The sequence below is a fragment of the Streptomyces sp. NRRL F-6676 genome (assembly GCF_000725625.1).
Taxonomy (GTDB): Bacteria; Actinomycetota; Actinomycetes; order Streptomycetales; family Streptomycetaceae; genus Streptomyces.
In genome coordinates, this window is the sequence record NZ_JOHS01000047.1 from 23,564 (window position 1) to 40,811 (window position 17,248).

The following is a 17,248-nucleotide window of genomic DNA, read 5'->3' on the forward strand; positions in this document are numbered from 1 at the left end:
CGAGGTTTATCCCTCGCCGACCGTGGTTGCAGAACTGTCAACGCCCCGACCGCCCCTACCCTTCCCGTCCCTCACCCGGGGGCTGCGCCCCCGGGCCCCCGCTGGTTCGGACGGGTGCTGGTGGGATGTGGCCGGTCGCGCGGTTCCCCGCGCCCTTGGGAAGGCCGCGGTCCCCCAGGGGTCCAGGGACCGTCAGCCCCCGACCCCCCGCAGCCACTCCCCGTCGATCTCCCCCTCCGCCACGATCACCGCAGGCCCCGTCATCTCGATCTCGCCCCCGGGGTACTCCGTGATCACCAGCCTGCCGCCCGGCACATCCACCGTGTACGTCGATGCCGCTCCCGTCACCGCCGGGTCCGCCCCGTCCCGACGCGCCGCCGCGACGGCCACCGCGCACGCCCCCGTCCCGCACGATCGCGTCTCCCCCGAGCCCCGCTCGTGCACCCGCATCGCGACATGCCGCGGCCCCCGGTCGACCACGAACTCGACGTTCACCCCGTCCGGGTAGGCCGCGGCCGGCGCGACCGGCGGCGCGACCAGCAGATCCCCGGCGTGCGCGAGGTCGTCCACGAACGCCACCGCGTGCGGATTGCCCATGTTGACGTTGCGCGCGGACCAGCTGCGCCCGCCGACGCTCACGGTGACCTCGCCCTCGGGGAACCTCGCCCGCCCCATGCCGACCGTCACGTCCCCGTCCTTGGCGAGGTGGACCCGCTTCACGCCGCCCCGCGTGGCGACGGCGAGGTCGCCCGCCCCGACGTGCCCGGCGCGCTCGAGATAGCGCGCGAAGACCCGTACGCCGTTGCCGCACATCTCCGCGACCGAGCCGTCCGCGTTGCGGTAGTCCATGAACCACTCGGCCTCGGCAGCCATCCCCCGGGCCTCGGGGTGCGCCGCGGACCGCACGACGTGCAGCAGGCCGTCCCCGCCGATGCCCGCGCGGCGGTCGCACAGCGCGGCGACGGCGGCCGGGGGCAGGTCGAGGGTGTTCTCGGGGTCCGGGACGATCACGAAGTCGTTCTCGGTGCCGTGTCCCTTGAGGAAGGCGATCCGCGTGCTCATACACCGATCGTACGGGCTGGGTACGACACCCGGCCGCCCGTGCCTCAGCGCAGCCGGGCCACGCGCCACACGGCGAGCACGACCACCGCGGTGACCACCACGGCGTAGGCCATCACGACCCGCCACTCCGGCCGCCGTCCGGACCCGCGCGAGGGCAGTCCGGGCCAGGCGTAGCCCACCCTGCGGGCGGCCATCATGCCCCACCCGGCGGCGCAGGAGCAGATGAGCAGGCCGAGCATGGCGACCACGGCACCGCCGTCACCGAACTCGAAGGCCAGCGGGAAGGCGAACATCAGCGAACCGACCGCGGCCAGCATGACGATGGGCGCGAGCTGCCAGATGCGCAGCCGGCGCTGCGGGCGCAGCTCCACCTCGACCTCGGGCCCGGTGGACAGCTCGTCCGCGCCGGGACCGTCGTCGCTCACGCCGACCGGTTCCGGTTCGTCCTCGGGGCCGTCGGAGCTGAGCGGTCCGGCGTCCACGCCGAGCCGGTCGTCGTCCGGCAGCACCGGGGCGTCGCCGAACTCGCGCGCGTCCTCGCCGAGGTCGCCGTCGGGTTCCGGTTGCGGGTGCCCGGTGCTCTCCGCGGTGCCGTGCGCCGCGGCGTGTGCGGTGTCACGAGGGCCGGCCTCCATCGCCACGCGCCCTCCCCACTCGGACTCCACTTGCGATCGAAGCTCGATGATGGCACGCCGCCGATGGCCCGGATGACGGCCGGAGCTTCCCGATGCCATCACGTGATCAGGCTGTAACCGGTCGTTCGACCAACGCGAGCGCGAGCCCCGGAAGTTCCCCGATGTCGGCCGCGGCCCCACTCAGCCAATGCACCCGGGGATCCCGCCTGAACCATGAATCCTGGCGGCGCGCGAAGCGCTTGGTGGCGCGTACGGTCTCGGCGCGCGCCTCCTCCTCCGTGCACTCCCCGACGAGCGCCGCGAGCACCTGCTGGTAGCCCAGCGCGCGCGAGGCCGTGCGCCCCTCGCGCAGGCCCTGCGCCTCCAGCGCGCGCACCTCGTCGACGAGCCCGGCGTCCCACATGCGGTCCACCCGGCGCGTGATGCGGTCGTCGAGCTCGGGGCGCGCCACGTCGACCCCGATCTGCACGGTGTCGTAGACCGAGTCGTGCCCGGGCAGATTGGCGGTGAACGGCTTGCCGGTGATCTCGATGACCTCCAGGGCGCGCACGATCCGCCGCCCGTTGCTGGGCAGGATGGCGTGCGCGGCCCCGGGGTCGGCGGCGGCCAGCCGCGCGTGCAGGGCGCCCGAACCGCGCAGCACCAGCTCCTCCTCGAGCCGGGCCCGTACTTCGGGGTCGGTGCCGGGGAACTCCAGGTTGTCGACGGCCCCGCGGACGTAGAGCCCCGAGCCGCCCACCAGTACGGGCCAGCGGCCCTCGGCGAGGAGCGCGTCGATACGGGCGCGGGCGAGCCGCTGGTACTCGGCGACGGACGCGGTGACGGTCACGTCCCAGATGTCCAGGAGGTGGTGCGGAACGCCGGCGCGCTCCTCGGGCGTCAACTTGGCGGTGCCGATGTCCATCCCCCGGTAGAGCTGCATGGAGTCGGCGTTGACGACCTCGCCCCCCAGCTGCCGGGCGAGGAAGACGCCCAGATCGGACTTTCCGGCCGCGGTCGGCCCGACGACGGCGATGACCCGCGGGGCGGGGGCTGCGCTACTCACCGCCCCAGTCTCGCAAACCCCGCGCGCACTCCTCGAACGAGTTACGTGACGTCACCTGTGCGGGGTCGTTGCCCGGAGCGGGGTTCCGGCCGCCGTTCGCGAGCGCCGGCGTTCCGGGTGACGCGAAGAGGCGCACCGGAGCCACGCGGGATTTCGCCCGCACGAGTACCGTATGGAGTGGATATGGGTGTTTTTGCGCGACTTTTCCGGAAGTCGAAGGTTGTCGAGTCCTCGGTGCCGTCGGAGGGCGACGAGTCCTCGGAGACTGCGACGCCCTCGGATGCCGGGGAGTCCGCGACGACCGAGGAGTCCCCGGTAGTCGCCGAGGTCTCGACGGTTTCAGAGGTCTCAGGGGTCTCAGGGGTCTCGGAGGCCTCGGAGGCCTCGGAGGTCTCGGAGGTCTCAGAAGTTGCGGAGTCCTCCGAACCCGCCGAGGACTCCGGGCTCTCCGAGTCGTCCGACTCCGCGCGGGATGCGGAGTCCTCCGAGGGCCGCGAGACCGCGGGGGCGGACGTCGGGGACTCCGCGACGGCGGATGCCGGCGCCCGCGCCGACGAGGTGAAGGACGCGGCGGACGACCAGACCGCCGACGCTGTCCCCGCCGCCCGCGAGCACGCGGCGATTCCGGGGCAGCAGTCCGCCGGACGGACCGCCGACGAGGAGGCCGGCGAGAGCGCCCGCACATGACGGTCCCGCGAGGGGAAGGTGCACCATGGGTCTGCTCGACAACGTGAAGGCCAGGCTGGGCCCGGCCAAGGACAAGGTCTCGGACCTCGCCGATCAGCACGGGGACAGGATCGGGCGGGGGATCGACAAGGCGGCGCGGGTCGTCGACGAGAGGACCGGGGGCAAGTACCGGGACCGGATTCGGACGGGGTCGGGGAAGGCGAAGGATGCGGTGGGGCGGCTCGGCCACCGTGGGGCCGACGGCGGGGGTGGGGCGGCTCCGCCGCCGGTCTCTTGAGCGGTGGGGTGCTGTGGGGGTTCTCGCCCCCGCCGCCCCTCCCCCGAGCTCTCCGCTTCGCTCGAGCAGGGGGCGCCCCGATCGTCCCCGGGGGCTCCGGGGGCTCCGGCCCCGGACGCTCGAAGATGCGCCCACGCGGCGGAGCCGCACATCGGCACCGCCCCGCGCCCCTATCGCCTCATGACCACGTTGCCGTCATATAGCCCACCCCGTACGGGGCCTCCGCGTACAGCAAGGCGCCCGTGAGGTCGGTCGAGGTGGCCGCGCCTGCCAGGACCTGCCAGGGGGCGCGGCCGGAGGCCTTCAGGGTGCGGGCCAGGTCGGGGTCGAGTGCCATGAGGGCGGCCGGGTCCGCCGTGCCGAGTGCCTCGGCGGCCCGGGCGTCGAAGGGCTCGGCCCGTTCGTCGAGGTAGCCCGGCGCCTTGAGGGACCGGCAGGCGCTGCCGTCGCCCATCACCAGCAGGGCCACCCGGTCGGCTCGCGCGGCGAGGTCCCGGCCCGCCTCCGCACACCGTTCGGGCTCCAGCGGTTCACCCACGCCCAGTCCCTCGACCGGGGCGCCGGACCAGCCGTCGCGCTCCAGCAGCCACGCCGCCACGGCCAGCGAGGGCGGCAGCGCGCCCTCGGACGCGGTGCCGGGGTCCCGGCCGAGCCGGACGTCCAGGTCCACGCCGAAACCGCGGAACGAGCCGGGCGTGCCCTCCGGGTGCGGGCCTCGGCCGGGCCGCTCGGCCGGTCCGACGACGACGAGCAGGTCGGGGCGGGCCGCGGCGAGGACGCCGAGGGCGTCCGCGCACGCGGCACGCGCGGCGTCCAGCTCGGGCGCGGCGCCCCGCGCCACCTCCGGCACCAGCAGGGGCGGACAGGGGCAGACGGCTGCGGCGACAAGCATGATCGGCAGCCTAACGCCGTCCCACGGCCCGCCGCCCGCGCCTTTCCGGCTGTCGCGCCCCGGCGCGGATCAGTCGCAGCCGCACCCGCTCGCCACGGCCGGCAGCGGCTCCGGCACGCCGATCTTCGGCAGGCCGAGCAGGACGCCGCTCTGCCTCTTCTCCTGCTCCCGGGCGTTGCGCGCCGCCCAGGCGTCCCCCGCGCGCGTGCGGCGCACGCCGAGCACGGCGCCCTCGGCGAGCAGGTGGTGCGGGGCGGCGTAGGTGACCTCGACGGTGACCATGTCGCCGGGGCGGACCTCCTGCTCCGGCTTGGTGAAGTGCACCAGGCGGTTGTCGGGGGCGCGGCCGGAGAGGCGGTGGGTGGCGCCGTCCTTGCGGCCCTCGCCCTCGGCGACCATCAGCTCCAGGGTGCGGCCGACCTGCTTCTTGTTCTCCTCCCAGGAGATCTCCTCCTGGAGGGCGACGAGCCGCTCGTAGCGCGCCTGGACGACCTCCTTGGGGATCTGGTTCTCCATGGTGGCCGCCGGCGTTCCGGGCCGCTTGGAGTACTGGAAGGTGAACGCCTGTGCGAACCGGGCCTCGCGCACCACGTGCAGGGTCTGCTCGAAGTCCTCCTCGGTCTCCCCGGGGAAGCCGACGATGATGTCCGTGGTGATCGCGGCGTGCGGGATGGCGGCGCGCACCTTCTCGATGATCCCGAGGTAGCGCTCCTGGCGGTAGGAGCGGCGCATCGCCTTCAGGACGGGGTCGGAGCCGGATTGCAGCGGCATGTGGAGCTGCGGCATGACGTTCGGCGTCGCGGCCATCGCCTCGATGACGTCGTCGGTGAAGTCGCGCGGGTGGGGCGAGGTGAAGCGGACCCGCTCCAGGCCCTCGACCTGGCCGCAGGCGCGCAGCAGCTTGCTGAACGCCTCGCGGTCGCCGATGTCGGAGCCGTACGCGTTGACGTTCTGCCCGAGCAGGGTGATCTCGGAGACGCCCTCGGCGACCAGGGCCTCGACCTCGGCGAGGATGTCGCCGGGGCGGCGGTCCTTCTCCTTGCCGCGCAGCGCCGGGACGATGCAGAACGTGCACGTGTTGTTGCAGCCCACGGAGATCGAGACCCAGGCGGCGTAGGCGCTCTCGCGCCGGGTCGGCAGCGTGGAGGGGAACGCCTCCAGCGACTCGGCGATCTCGACCTGCGCCTCCTCCTGCACGCGGGCGCGCTCCAGGAGGACCGGCAGCTTGCCGATGTTGTGCGTGCCGAAGACGACGTCGACCCAGGGCGCCTTCTTGACGATGGTGTCGCGGTCCTTCTGCGCCAGGCATCCGCCGACGGCGATCTGCATCCCGGGGCGCGAGGCCTTCTTGGGGGCGAGGCGGCCGAGGTTGCCGTAGAGGCGGTTGTCGGCGTTCTCGCGGACGGCGCAGGTGTTGAAGACGACGACGTCCGCGTCGCCGTCGGAGCCCTCGGGGGCCCGTACGTACCCGGCGCCCTCCAGCAGCCCGGAGAGCCGTTCGGAGTCATGGACGTTCATCTGGCACCCATAGGTGCGGATTTCGTAGCTCTTGGGTGCGGGAACGTCCACTGCCGGGCTCCGGTCGCTGCTGCTGGTCATGCCCTCCAGGGTAGGCCGTCCCGCGACCGCCCCCGGGGGCGCCCGGAAGCGTCCGGGGGCGTCCGGGAGGACCGCCCTGGCCGTGGCGGCCCTCCTGCTGGCAGGATCGCGCGCATGGTCACAGGTCTCGCCGGGGTCGGCCGGCGCCGGATGCTGTACGCGGCGGCGGCCGTGCTCGTCGTGCTCGGGCTGCTGTTGTGGTGGCTGCTGCCGCTGGGCGGGACGTCGCCCAGCGGGACGATCAGCCTCAGTACGGGCACGCCCACCGGCGTCTACCAGAAGTACGGCGTCCTCCTGCAACGCGAGGTCGCCCAGCAGATGCCGCAGCTGGACGTGCGCCTGGTGAACAGCGACGGGTCGCAGGCGAACGTCCGCCGGGTGGCCACCGGGAAGGCGGACTTCACCATCGCCGCGGCCGACGCCGTCGAGGCGTACACGCTCGCGAACCGGGAGGGCGCGGACACGCTGCGCGGCTGCGCACGTCTGTACGACGACTATGTGCACCTCGTCGTGGCGCGCTCCTCGGACATACGCTCGGTGGCCGACCTCAAGGGGCACAGCGTCGCGGTCGGGGAGGCCGGATCCGGGGTGCGGCTGATAGCGGACCATGTGCTGGCCGCGGCGGGGCTCGATCCGCAGGACGACGTCACTCCGCTGCCCCAGGGCATCGGTGACGCGCCCCGACTGCTGGAGCAGCACCGGATCGACGCGTTCTTCTGGTCGGGCGGGCTGCCCACCGCGACGCTCACCCAGCTTTCGCAGCGCTTCCCGGTGCGGCTGGTGCCGATCGGCACCGATCTGGTGCGCAAGCTGCACGCCCAGGGCGGCGCCTCCCGCTACTACCGGGCGGCGGTGATGCCGGCCGACGCCTACCCCGACGCCCAGCACGGCAACGCGGTACCCACCCTCGCGGTGGCGAACCTGCTGGTGACCCGGGCGAGCTCGGGCGCGGACCTGACCGAGCAGCTGACCCGTACGGTGATCGACAGCCGGGACCGCATCGGGCGCAAGGTGCACGCGGCGCAGCGGGTGGACCTGCGCACCGCGATCTACACGGATCCGCTCCCGCTGCACGAGGGCGCACGCCGGTACTACCGGTCCGTGAAGCCGTAGGCCCCCCCCAGAACCCCAGACCTCAGGCCCCCAGCCCCCCAGGACCCCCCGACGGCTTTCACGCCCCCCGCGGCACCGACGTCCGCGGCACCGTCACCGTCACCGTCAGGCCGTGCGGGGCGTGGTGCGCGTACGCGATGGTGCCGCCGCCGGCCGCGAGCAGGGCCCGGCAGATGGACAGGCCGAGTCCGGAGCCCTTGATGTTCTGGTGGGCGGTGCTGCGCCAGAAGCGGTCGCCGATCCGGGCGAGTTCCTCATCGGTGAGGCCGGGTCCGAGGTCGTTGACGACGATGCTCGCACTCTCGCCCCCGGCGGCCACCTCCACCTCCACGCGCTCCCCCGCGGGGGTGAACTTGAGCGCGTTGTCGATGACGGCGTCCAGCGCGCTGGACAGGGCCACCGGGTCGGCCCAGGCCGTGGTGGCCGGGCACTGTCCCTCCAGGAGCACGCCCTTGTCGGCGGCGACCGGTCCCCAGGCGGCGACGCGCTCGGCGGCCAGCGCCCCGATGTCGGTGAGCCGCAGCTGGGTCTCGGCGTGCTCGGCGAGCGCCAGGTCCAGCAGGTCGTCGAGCACCTGTGCGAGGCGTTTGCCCTCGGTGCGGACGGAGGCGATCTCCTCGTTGCCCTCGGGCAGTTCCAGGGCGAGCAGTTCGATGCGCAGCAGGAGCGCCGAGAGGGGGTTGCGCAGCTGGTGGGAGGCGTCGGCGACGAAGGCGCGCTGCTGCTCCAGCACGTCCTCGACGTTGTCGGCCATCTCGTTGAACGAGCGGGCCAGACGCTGGAGTTCCGGGGGTCCGCCGGCCGCCGCGACCCGGGACTTCAGCCGTCCGGTGGCGATGTCGTGGGTGGTGGCGTCGAGGATCCGTACGGGCCGCAGCACCCAGCCGGTCAGCCGGAGCGCGGCGCCGACGGCGAGCAGCATGGCGGCGACCTCGCCGGCGGCGAGCACCACCCAGCCGTGCAGGATCCGGGAGCGCATCTGCCCGGTGGGCGAGTCGGTGACGACGACCGCGACGACGTCGCCGTCCCGGATGACCGGGGAGGCCACGAAGAGGGAGCTGTGCTGCCAGGGCCAGACCTGCTGGGGATCGTGGCTGCGGCGCCCGGCGAGGGCCTCGTCGAAGGCGGCGCGGCCCTCGCCCTCCTCGGGCACCCGCCAGTTGCCGGGGGCCCGCGCCATGGGGCACTCGTCGCGGTAGAAGACGCCGGCCCGGATGCCGTACACCCCGTGGTAGGTGGTGAGTTCCTTCTGGAGGGTGGCGCCGCGCTCGTCGCTGTCGGCGAGCGCGGCGCAGCCGGCGGGCCGGTCGGTGACGAACTGGGCGAGCGAGGCGAAGCGCGCGGTGTCGTCGATCCGGTCGACGACGACCTTCTGCTGTTCCCCGGCGGCCAGGCTGACCGCGAGCGGGACGCCGAGCGCGAGCAGGACCGCCGCCATGAGGACGATGAGCAGCGGCAGGAGACGTGCGTGCACGCGGCCCCGCTAGGCGGCCGGGGCGACGAGCCGGTACCCGACGCCGCGCACGGTCTCGATCAGCGCGGGCATGCGCAGTTTGGAGCGCAGCGAGGCGACGTGCACCTCCAGGGTGCGCCCGGTCCCCTCCCAGCTCGTCCGCCACACCTCGCTGATGATCTGCTCGCGGCGGAAGACCACGCCGGGGCGCTGGGCGAGCAGTGCGAGCAGGTCGAATTCCTTGCGGGTGAGCTGGACCACCGTGCCGTCCACGCGCACCTGGCGGGTGGGCAGCTCGATGTGGACGGCGCCGAGGCGCAGCGCGGTCTCGACGGCGCCGGTGTCGTCCACGTGCGGGGTGCGCCGGCTGACGGCGTGGATGCGGGCGAGGAGTTCGCCGGTGTCGTACGGCTTGACCACGTAGTCGTCGGCGCCGAGGTTGAGGCCGTGGATGCGGGAACGCACGTCGGAACGGGCGGTCACCATGATCACGGGGGTGCTGGTGCGCTTGCGGATCTTGCCGCACACCTCGTAGCCGTCCTGGTCGGGCAGGCCCAGGTCGAGCAGGACCACGTCGAAGCCGGCCGCCTCCGGGACGAGGGCGCGCAGGGCCTCCTCGCCGCTGCGGGCGTGGGTGACCTCGAAGCCGTGCCGGGCCAGTACGGCGGACAGGGCGGCGGCCACGTGGTTGTCGTCCTCGACGAGGAGCAGTCTCATCCGGCGGCGCCCTCCGGTCCTCGGTGGTCTTGCGGCTGCGGCTAGAGTGGTAGCACACGCGTGCGGACGCGCGTACCGGGTGGTCACGCGGACACCGGGGGCGTTCCGCGTGCACATGGCAGTGACGCCGATGAAGCAGGACGCCGTCAAGAGAGATCGGGTTGCGAGCGGTTTCTGTTATCCACCCGGTACGGGTTCCGGACGCTTCTATGACGGCACGCGTCCGGACGATATCCGATCGTGATGCTCAACCTTCCCTCAGATGTGCTGACGGTCACTTTGACGGCTGATTACTGTCCTCCGAAACCGAGGAGGACGGAGCCAGTCAGCAATGACCGAAGTAGCAGTTGCCAAGAACAGTACGGCCTCGACCAGTGATCTTGTGGTCCTGAAGAGCGTCAACAAGCACTTCGGCGCCCTGCATGTGCTCCAGGACATCGAACTGACCATCACCCGCGGCGAGGTCGTCGTGGTGATCGGGCCCTCCGGGTCCGGCAAGTCGACCCTGTGCCGCACCATCAACCGCCTGGAGACCATCGACTCCGGCGAGATCAGCATCGACGGCAAGCCGCTGCCCCAGGAGGGGCGGGAGCTGGCCCGGCTGCGCGCCGACGTGGGCATGGTCTTCCAGTCGTTCAACCTCTTCGCGCACAAGACGGTGCTGGAGAACGTGACCCTGGGCCAGCTCAAGGTCCGCAGGACGGACAAGAAGCAGGCCGAGGAGAAGGCGCGCGCCCTGCTCGACCGCGTCGGCGTCGGCACCCAGGCGGACAAGTACCCCGCACAGCTCTCCGGCGGTCAGCAGCAGCGCGTCGCCATCGCCCGGGCGCTGGCCATGGACCCCAAGGTCATGCTGTTCGACGAGCCGACCTCGGCGCTCGACCCCGAGATGATCAACGAGGTCCTCGAGGTCATGCAGCAGCTGGCGCAGGAGGGCATGACGATGGTCGTCGTCACCCACGAGATGGGCTTCGCGCGCTCGGCCGCCAACCGTGTGGTGTTCATGGCGGACGGCCGGATCGTCGAAGAGGCGACCCCGGACCAGTTCTTCAGCAACCCGCGCAGCGACCGGGCCAAGGACTTCCTGTCCAAGATCCTGCACCACTGACCCCCGCCGGCCCTCGCGGCCGGACCCCCCCCGGCCCCCCGCGGCCGGATCCCCTCGCACGCACAGACTTCCGTACCGGCACCCGCACGCACGGGGCGCGCCGCACACGCACCGCCGGCCTCGGCACACCGCTTTCACGAGTCAAAGGACGCAGACATGAACCTCCGCAAGATCACCGCCGCCTCGGCCGCCGTGCTCGCCCTCGCCGTGACCGCCACCGCCTGCGGTTCGGACGACAAGGACAGCGGGTCCTCGGGCGGCGGTGACAAGATCACCGTCGGCATCAAGTTCGACCAGCCCGGCCTCGGCCTGAAGAACCCGGACGGCAGCTTCTCCGGCTTCGACGTCGACGTCGCGACGTACGTGGCCAAGCAGCTCGGCTACGACGCCAAGAACATCGAATGGAAGGAAACTCCGAGCGCCGACCGTGAGAACGCTTTGCAGCGCGGAGATGTCGACTACATCGTCGCCTCCTACTCGATCACCGACGAGCGCAAGGAGAAGGTCGACTTCGCCGGCCCGTACCTGCTCGCCCACCAGGACCTGCTGATCCGCGCCGACGACAACATCGCCAAGGGCGCCGACCTCAACGGCAAGAAGCTGTGTTCGGTCACCGGTTCGACCTCGGCGCAGAACGTCCAGAAGAGCATCGCGCCCAAGGCCCAGCTCAAGAAGTACGGCACGTACTCCGAGTGCCTCGACGGACTGACCAGCGGTGCCGTCGACGCCGTGACCACCGACGACTCGATCCTCGCGGGCTACGCCTCGCAGGACCAGTACAAGGGCAAAGTCAAGCTGGCCGGCCTCAAGCTCAGCAACGAGAACTACGGCATCGGTGTCAAGAAGGGCGACACCAAGATGACGGACAAGATCAACAAGGCCCTCGAGAAGATGGCGTCGGACGGTTCCTGGGACAAGGCCGTCAAGACCAACTTCGGCCCGGCGAACTACAAGAACGAGCCGGCCCCGAAGATCGGCAACATCGTCAAGTAGGCGCACGCCCTGCACCAGACCGGTACGGCGAGCAGGCCCGAGTCACGACGGCAGGTGAGCCCGTACGCATGATGTGCCGCGCCCCGAGCGCGCGGGCGCGGCACATCCCGACATCCCTCGGCACTCGTGGAAGCGCGGGAGATCGTGTTCGACTTTCTTGAAGGCTACGACGTCCTCGCGGCGTTCTGGGTGACGGTGAAGCTGACCTTCTTCTCCGCCCTGGGCTCGCTGATCCTGGGCACCCTGCTGGCCGGTATGCGGGTCAGCCCGGTGCCGCTCATGCGCGGTTTCGGCACGTTCTATGTGAACACCGTCCGCAACATCCCTCTCACCGTCATCATCGTTTTCTCGTCCCTCGGCCTCGCCGACGTCTTCGGCATGACCCTCGGCGCGCCCGACGACTTCGACGCGCTGGCCTACCGGCTCTCCATCCTCGGCCTGAGCCTCTACACGGCGGCGTTCGTCTGCGAGGCGCTGCGGTCCGGCATCAACACCGTGCCGATGGGACAGGCGGAGGCGGCCCGGGCCCTGGGGCTGAACTTCACCCAGGTCCTCACCCTGATCGTGCTCCCCCAGGCGTTCCGCACGGTGATCGTCCCCCTGGGCAACGTGCTGATCGCCCTGACCAAGAACACCACGGTCGCGGCGGCCATCGGTGTGGGCGAGGCGGCCCTGCTGATGAAGGACATGATCGAGAACGAGGCGCAACTGCTGCTCATCTCGCTCATCTTCGCCCTCGGCTTCGTGGTCCTCACGCTGCCGACGGGTCTGATCTTCGGTTGGCTCGGCAAGCGCCTGGCGGTGAAGCGATGAGTTCCGTCCTGTACGACACGCCCGGCCCCCGGGCGAAGCAGCGCAACATCATCTACACGGTCGTCTTCGTCGTCCTCCTCGGCCTGCTGCTGTGGTGGGTCTGGCAGCAGCTGGACGACAACGGCCAGCTCGACTGGGCCAAGTGGAAGCCGTTCACGCTGTCGACCAGCTGGACGACGTATCTGCTGCCCGGTCTCGGCGAGACCCTCAAGGCCGCAGCGCTGTCCATGGTGATCGCGCTGCCGCTGGGCGCGCTGTTCGGCATCGCGCGGCTCTCCGACCACGTGTGGGTCCGGGTGCCGGCGGGGGTGATCGTGGAGTTCTTCCGCTCCATCCCCGTGCTGCTGATGATGGTCTTCGCCAACCAGTTCTATGTGCAGTCCACGGACCTCAGCAGTGACACCCGTCCGCTCTACGCGGTCGTCACGGGCCTGGTGCTCTACAACGCCTCCGTCCTCGCGGAGATCGTCCGGGCGGGCATCCTGTCGCTGCCCAAGGGCCAGGCGGAGGCCTCGCACGCGATCGGTCTGCGCAAGTACCAGACCATGACGTCGATCCTGCTGCCGCAGGCGGTCACGGCGATGCTGCCGGCGATCGTCAGCCAGCTCGTCGTCATCCTGAAGGACACCGCGCTCGGCGGCGCGATGCTGAACTTCACGGAGCTGCTGTCCGCCCGCAAGACGCTGGCCGCCTTCTACGCCAACGTCATCCCCAGCTTCATCGTGGTGGGCCTGATCTACATCGTGCTCAACCTCGCTCTCACCACCTTCGCGAGCTGGCTGGAGCGGCGGCTGCGGCGCAGCAAGCGCGGCACGGGCACGGTGCTGGGCGCGGAGGACGTCGAGGAGCTGAACGCGGCGGAGCTCGGCAGCGTGGTCGGTGCCGGGGTCGGTGGTGCCGCCGACGATGTCGGCAAGAGGTGACGACCGGTCACCGTACGTGAACGAGGCCCGCCGGGGAACCGGCGGGCCTCGTCGTGCGTTTCCCCGGTGACTCTGACCCACTTGGCGGCACGGCGGGGGCCGGGATGATCACGGCCGAGTCCGTCGCTTGACGCGGACAGCGGCAATGGGTTGCATACGTTCTGTGATCGTGCACCCCGCTCCACCTGCCTGTTCCCGTCCGTTCCCGAGGACTTCGTCATGGGCGGGGGGCGCGGCGCCGTGGACCCGGTGATCATCGTCGGCGCAGGGCCCGTGGGGCTGGCCCTGGCACTCGCGCTGGCCCGCCAGGAGGTCCCCTCCGTGGTCCTCGACGACGGCCCGGGCAAGGACGAACCCCGGCTCGCCCGCACCGCCGTGCTGCGCGAGGACACCACCGCGCTCGTCGAACGCCTGACCGGCGCGCCGCTCACCGGGGCGGGCGTCCGCTGGAGCGGCTGGCGGTCGATGCGGCGGAAGCAGGTGATGCGGCGGGTGGTGTTCGAGGGCGCGGGCGAGGAGGCGTCCGACGGCGGATACGGGGGCGCGCTCGACGGCGGGCTCGGGGGCGGGCACGGCGGCGCGTTCGGGGGCGGGCACGGCGGCGCGTTCGGGGGCGTCGAGGACGCGCGGGGTGGCCCGGCCGAGGATTCCCCCGAGCCCCGCGGTGCCGAGGCCGCCGGACCCGCTCCCCTGCACCTCGCCCAGCACGTCCTGACCGGCGTCCTGCGGGCGGCGCTCGCCCGGGAGCCGCTGGTGAAGGTGGCGGTGGAGAGCCGGCTGGACGGCGTCGAACAGGACACGTCGGGCGTCACGGCACACACCCGGGGCCCCAAGGGCACCTGGTGGCGCGGGAGTTACCTGGTCGGCTGCGACGGCCCGCGCTCCACCGTCCGCAAACTCCAGGACATCCGTTTCCCGGGGCGCACGGCCGTCGAGCGGTACGCCGTCGCGGCCCTGCGCACCGAACTCCCGTGGAGCGGCGAAGCGTTGCTGCACCGCCTGCCGCCATGGCGCACCGCGGGCCCCTCGGCCGGCGAGGTCACCGCACGGCCGCTGCCCGAGGGGGTGTGGCGGCTGGACTGGCTGCTGCCGCCCGGCAAGGAACTGGTGACGCCGGAGCTGCTGGTCGGCCGCATCCGCGAGACGCTCACCGGCTGGACCGGCAACGCCACACCGGCGTACGAGCTCCTGGACACCGGCGTGCACACCGTGCACCACCGGCTCGCGCGCCGCTGGCGCGCCGACCGGGTCTTCCTCGCCGGGGACGCCGCGCATCTGCTCGGCGCACTCGGCACACAGGGGCTGGACGAGGGGCTGCGGGACACGGACAACCTCGCCTGGAAACTGGCGGCCGCCTGGCACCACCCGAACGGCTCGCGCGAGGCTCTCCTCGACAGCTACCAGGAGGAACGGCGCGCGGTCGTCTCCGCCCGGCTGCGCGCCGCCGACCAGGTGCTTCCGGTACTGCGCGGCGGTCGGGGCCTGCGGTCGTACGTCCCCGGGTCCGGGCGCGGCCACGACGCGCTGCTCGCCGACGGCCACCTGGGGCGGGGTCCGCTGGGCGGCCCCGGCGCCTACACCGGCTCGCCCCTGGCGGCGCCGGACGACGAGGCCACCGTGCCGGTGGGCACGCCGCCGGGGGCGCCGGTGGTCGACGTGACGGTGACGGCGGAGGACGGCACGTTCGTACGGCTGCGGGACCGGCTGGGGCGCGGGGCGCTGCTGGTGGTACTCGTCGCTCCGGGCACCGGGGTGTGGGAGCGGCGGCACTGGATGTCGGCCGGGATCATGCCGAGGCTCGCGGCGGCGGTGACGGCACTGCCGTACCGCGCGGAGCTCCTGGTCACCGAGAGCTATCCGGGTGCCGCCCCCCACACGGTCCTCCTGATCCGCCCCGACGGCCACCTCGTCACCGCCCTGGCGGGCGTCCACCCCGCCGCGCTCTACACGGCCACGGCAACGGCCCTGGCCGCCCAGGAACCCACTCCGCACACGACCTGACGGACGGTGCGGGGGGCTCCGCCCGGGAGCGGTGGGGGACGCGCCCCATCAGGGGCGCGGGGAACCGCGCGCCCAGCCACGACACCCCCGCACCCGCCATCGCACCCCAAGTCCCCCGCCCCTCCGGGGGACTTGGGGGCAGAGCCCCCTCGGGACGGGGGGCTGGAGCCCCCGCGGGACCGGGGGCGGAGCCCCATGGCGTCCCGGGGGGGGCAGAGCCCCGCACATTCTTTCGGGGGTGCAGGGGGCGCAGCCCCCGTGCAGGGGTGCAGGGGGCGCAGCCCCCGTGCAGGGGTGCAGGGGGCGGAGCCCCCGCGGGACCGGGGGCGGAGCCCCACGGCGTCCCGGGGGGGCAGAGCCCCCGCACGTTCTTTCGGGGGTGCATGGGCCGCAGCCCCTGCGCAGGGGTGCAGGGGGCGCAGCCCCCGCGTAGGGGGCCCGGGGGCGGAGCCCCCGGTGGGGTCGAAGGGGCGGAGCCCCTGGAGGACGGGAAGGGTAGGGGCGGCGGGGGCGAAACACCCCCGAAACAACACTCCGCACCCCGGAATTGACCACCCGCCGCCCCCATGGTGTACTCCCGACCATGACCGACACCTGCGTACGCCTCTGGCGGAGGGTCCACATGGACCTCGTCCGCTACGCAGGCTGCGTATGTAGCCCGTCCTGCTGAACCACACCCCCCTTCCGGCCGGTCCCCCCGGCCCCCGGTTCACCCCCGGCTCCCCATTGCCGCGTACCCACGCCCCCGCAGGGCCACCACGCGTACCCCGGAGAGCCCCGGACTCCTCAGGACGGTCCCGCGATGTCTGCAACCCCTTCTTCCGCCACCAGCTCCCTCACCTCCCACGCCCCCACCCCCACACCCCCCACCCAGGCCGAACTCCTCGACTTCGTCCACCGCACCGCCGCCGACACAGAACTGATCGACTCCCTCCCCCTCGACCCGGAGGGCCGCACCTGGATCCGCCTCGACGGCCCCGGCGGCAGCGAGGCCTGGCTGATCGGCTGGCCCCCCGGCACCGGCACCGGCTGGCACGACCACGCCGACTCGGTCGGCGCCTTCCTCACCGCCCGCGGCGAGTTGAAGGAGAACGCGCTCGCCGCCCGACTGCCCACCGACGGCTGGAAGACCCTCGAACTGACCGAGGACGTCGACCGCGAGCGCCGGCTGCCGGCCGGCAAGGGCCGCGCCTTCGGCCGCCACCACGTGCACGAGGTGCTCAACGAGTCCGCCGACGCCCACGCCGTCTCCGTCCACGCCTACTACCCGCCCCTGCCGCGCATCCGCCGCTACTCCCGCTCGGGCCACGTCCTGCGCCTGGAGCAGGTCGAGAGCCCGGAGGACTGGCAGTGAGTCCCAGCCGTCCCTCCGCCGACCACGGCCTCAGCCGCCCGCAACCGCCCCTCGGCATCGACGAGTTGCTGGACCGGGTCCGCGCGGACCTGGACCGGGTCGAACCCCGGCGGGCCCACGAGGAGGCGCAGTCGGCCGGCACCCTGCTGGTCGACATCCGCTACGCCGCCCTGCGCGACCGTGACGGCCTCGTCCCCGGCGCCGTCATCGTCGAGCGCAACGAACTGGAATGGCGCCTGGACCCCACCGGCAGCCACCGCATCCCGGAGGCCACCGGCCACGACCTGCGCGTGATCGTCTTCTGCAACGAGGGCTACGCCTCCAGTCTGGCCGCCGCGTCCCTGCGCCGACTCGGCCTCCACCGCGCCACCGACCTGACAGGCGGCTTCCAGGCCTGGCGCGCCGAGGGCCTGCCGGTGACGTTCGCCCCAGGACGTCCCCCCACGGCCCCCGTGCAACCCCACTGAGCCGATTGCCCCGACCCCGCCCGGCGCCCGCGCCCCGGCCCCGGCCCCGGGCGGGTCGAGGTGGAACCGCCCCTCGCCAGGCACCCGCCCCAGCCGACTCAGCCCCCCT

Annotated in this window: 18 protein-coding genes; 11 read left to right on the top strand and 7 right to left on the bottom strand. The window is 72.7% G+C overall.

Annotated elements, in window-relative coordinates:
* Positions 1-192: 192 nt before the first annotated feature.
* From dapF to miaA, 3 genes are all read right to left on the bottom strand, one after another.
* A complete protein-coding gene (gene dapF / locus IO29_RS24515) occupies positions 193-1,062 on the bottom strand; it encodes a diaminopimelate epimerase (protein ID WP_030379457.1) in 870 nt (289 codons plus the stop codon).
* Positions 1,063-1,106: 44 nt separating this feature from the next.
* Positions 1,107-1,703: a hypothetical protein gene (locus IO29_RS24520; RefSeq protein ID WP_033226361.1), complete on the bottom strand. Its 597-nt coding sequence runs from the start codon at positions 1,701-1,703 to the stop codon at positions 1,107-1,109.
* Between the two features lie 100 nt (positions 1,704-1,803).
* Entirely contained in the window at positions 1,804-2,742 is a 939-nt protein-coding gene (gene miaA / locus IO29_RS24525; RefSeq protein ID WP_030379459.1) for a tRNA (adenosine(37)-N6)-dimethylallyltransferase MiaA, read from the bottom strand.
* Between the two features lie 183 nt (positions 2,743-2,925).
* Between miaA and IO29_RS38000 the strand changes: the two genes are divergently transcribed.
* Positions 2,926-3,429: a hypothetical protein gene (locus IO29_RS38000; RefSeq protein ID WP_051707882.1), complete on the top strand. Its 504-nt coding sequence runs from the start codon at positions 2,926-2,928 to the stop codon at positions 3,427-3,429.
* Positions 3,430-3,454: 25 nt separating this feature from the next.
* Positions 3,455-3,706: an antitoxin gene (locus IO29_RS24535; RefSeq protein WP_030379460.1), complete on the top strand. Its 252-nt coding sequence runs from the start codon at positions 3,455-3,457 to the stop codon at positions 3,704-3,706.
* Between the two features lie 178 nt (positions 3,707-3,884).
* On the opposite strand, the gene IO29_RS24540 is transcribed toward IO29_RS24535, so the two are convergent.
* Both IO29_RS24540 and miaB read right to left on the bottom strand, forming a co-directional pair.
* A complete protein-coding gene (locus IO29_RS24540; RefSeq protein WP_030379461.1) occupies positions 3,885-4,598 on the bottom strand; it encodes a class III extradiol dioxygenase subunit B-like domain-containing protein in 714 nt (237 codons plus the stop codon).
* A gap of 69 nt (positions 4,599-4,667) precedes the next feature.
* Positions 4,668-6,197, bottom strand: coding sequence for a tRNA (N6-isopentenyl adenosine(37)-C2)-methylthiotransferase MiaB (miaB, locus tag IO29_RS24545; RefSeq protein WP_030379462.1), 1,530 nt, complete (start codon positions 6,195-6,197; stop codon positions 4,668-4,670).
* Positions 6,198-6,311: 114 nt separating this feature from the next.
* On the opposite strand from miaB, the gene IO29_RS24550 reads away from it, so the two are divergent.
* Positions 6,312-7,310, top strand: a complete 999-nt coding sequence (locus IO29_RS24550; RefSeq protein ID WP_030379463.1) for a TAXI family TRAP transporter solute-binding subunit — start codon at positions 6,312-6,314, stop codon at positions 7,308-7,310.
* 58 nt (positions 7,311-7,368) lie between these two features.
* On the opposite strand, the gene IO29_RS24555 is transcribed toward IO29_RS24550, so the two are convergent.
* Together IO29_RS24555 and IO29_RS24560 are read right to left on the bottom strand one after the other, a co-directional pair.
* A complete protein-coding gene (locus tag IO29_RS24555) occupies positions 7,369-8,784 on the bottom strand; it encodes a sensor histidine kinase (RefSeq protein ID WP_030379464.1) in 1,416 nt (471 codons plus the stop codon).
* A gap of 9 nt (positions 8,785-8,793) precedes the next feature.
* A complete protein-coding gene (locus tag IO29_RS24560; RefSeq protein WP_030379465.1) occupies positions 8,794-9,480 on the bottom strand; it encodes a response regulator transcription factor in 687 nt (228 codons plus the stop codon).
* Between the two features lie 331 nt (positions 9,481-9,811).
* Between IO29_RS24560 and IO29_RS24565 the strand changes: the two genes are divergently transcribed.
* From IO29_RS24565 to IO29_RS24595, 8 genes are all read left to right on the top strand, one after another.
* Entirely contained in the window at positions 9,812-10,588 is a 777-nt protein-coding gene (locus tag IO29_RS24565; RefSeq protein WP_030379466.1) for an amino acid ABC transporter ATP-binding protein, read from the top strand.
* A gap of 156 nt (positions 10,589-10,744) precedes the next feature.
* Positions 10,745-11,581, top strand: a complete 837-nt coding sequence (locus tag IO29_RS24570) for a glutamate ABC transporter substrate-binding protein (protein WP_030379467.1) — start codon at positions 10,745-10,747, stop codon at positions 11,579-11,581.
* A 144-nt stretch (positions 11,582-11,725) separates the two neighbouring features.
* Positions 11,726-12,394: an amino acid ABC transporter permease gene (locus tag IO29_RS24575; protein WP_030379468.1), complete on the top strand. Its 669-nt coding sequence runs from the start codon at positions 11,726-11,728 to the stop codon at positions 12,392-12,394.
* A complete protein-coding gene (locus IO29_RS24580; RefSeq protein WP_030379469.1) occupies positions 12,391-13,317 on the top strand; it encodes an amino acid ABC transporter permease in 927 nt (308 codons plus the stop codon). Before IO29_RS24575 ends, IO29_RS24580 begins: the two co-directional genes overlap by 4 nt.
* Positions 13,318-13,557: 240 nt before the next feature.
* Positions 13,558-15,318: an FAD-dependent monooxygenase gene (locus IO29_RS24585; protein ID WP_037817794.1), complete on the top strand. Its 1,761-nt coding sequence runs from the start codon at positions 13,558-13,560 to the stop codon at positions 15,316-15,318.
* Positions 15,319-15,901: 583 nt separating this feature from the next.
* Positions 15,902-15,988, top strand: a complete 87-nt coding sequence (locus IO29_RS40250) for a putative leader peptide (RefSeq protein ID WP_324608160.1) — start codon at positions 15,902-15,904, stop codon at positions 15,986-15,988.
* Between the two features lie 132 nt (positions 15,989-16,120).
* Complete coding sequence (locus IO29_RS24590; RefSeq protein WP_030379471.1) at positions 16,121-16,672, top strand: cupin domain-containing protein; 552 nt, start codon at positions 16,121-16,123, stop codon at positions 16,670-16,672.
* Positions 16,669-17,139: a rhodanese-like domain-containing protein gene (locus IO29_RS24595; protein WP_051707883.1), complete on the top strand. Its 471-nt coding sequence runs from the start codon at positions 16,669-16,671 to the stop codon at positions 17,137-17,139. The genes IO29_RS24590 and IO29_RS24595 overlap by 4 nt, the downstream gene beginning before the upstream one ends.
* The last annotated feature ends 109 nt before the right edge of the window (positions 17,140-17,248 follow it).

Coding starts and splice junctions, on each gene's coding strand:
- IO29_RS24590 (WP_030379471.1), top strand. CDS start 16,121: ATGTCTGCAACCCCTTCTTCCGCCACCAGCTCCCTCACCTCCCACGCC.
- miaB (WP_030379462.1), bottom strand. CDS start 6,197: ATGACCAGCAGCAGCGACCGGAGCCCGGCAGTGGACGTTCCCGCACCC.
- IO29_RS24565 (WP_030379466.1), top strand. CDS start 9,812: ATGACCGAAGTAGCAGTTGCCAAGAACAGTACGGCCTCGACCAGTGAT.
- IO29_RS38000 (WP_051707882.1), top strand. CDS start 2,926: ATGGGTGTTTTTGCGCGACTTTTCCGGAAGTCGAAGGTTGTCGAGTCC.
- IO29_RS24570 (WP_030379467.1), top strand. CDS start 10,745: ATGAACCTCCGCAAGATCACCGCCGCCTCGGCCGCCGTGCTCGCCCTC.
- IO29_RS24540 (WP_030379461.1), bottom strand. CDS start 4,598: ATGCTTGTCGCCGCAGCCGTCTGCCCCTGTCCGCCCCTGCTGGTGCCG.
- IO29_RS24550 (WP_030379463.1), top strand. CDS start 6,312: ATGGTCACAGGTCTCGCCGGGGTCGGCCGGCGCCGGATGCTGTACGCG.
- IO29_RS24560 (WP_030379465.1), bottom strand. CDS start 9,480: ATGAGACTGCTCCTCGTCGAGGACGACAACCACGTGGCCGCCGCCCTG.
- IO29_RS24535 (WP_030379460.1), top strand. CDS start 3,455: ATGGGTCTGCTCGACAACGTGAAGGCCAGGCTGGGCCCGGCCAAGGAC.
- dapF (WP_030379457.1), bottom strand. CDS start 1,062: ATGAGCACGCGGATCGCCTTCCTCAAGGGACACGGCACCGAGAACGAC.
- IO29_RS24580 (WP_030379469.1), top strand. CDS start 12,391: ATGAGTTCCGTCCTGTACGACACGCCCGGCCCCCGGGCGAAGCAGCGC.
- IO29_RS40250 (WP_324608160.1), top strand. CDS start 15,902: ATGACCGACACCTGCGTACGCCTCTGGCGGAGGGTCCACATGGACCTC.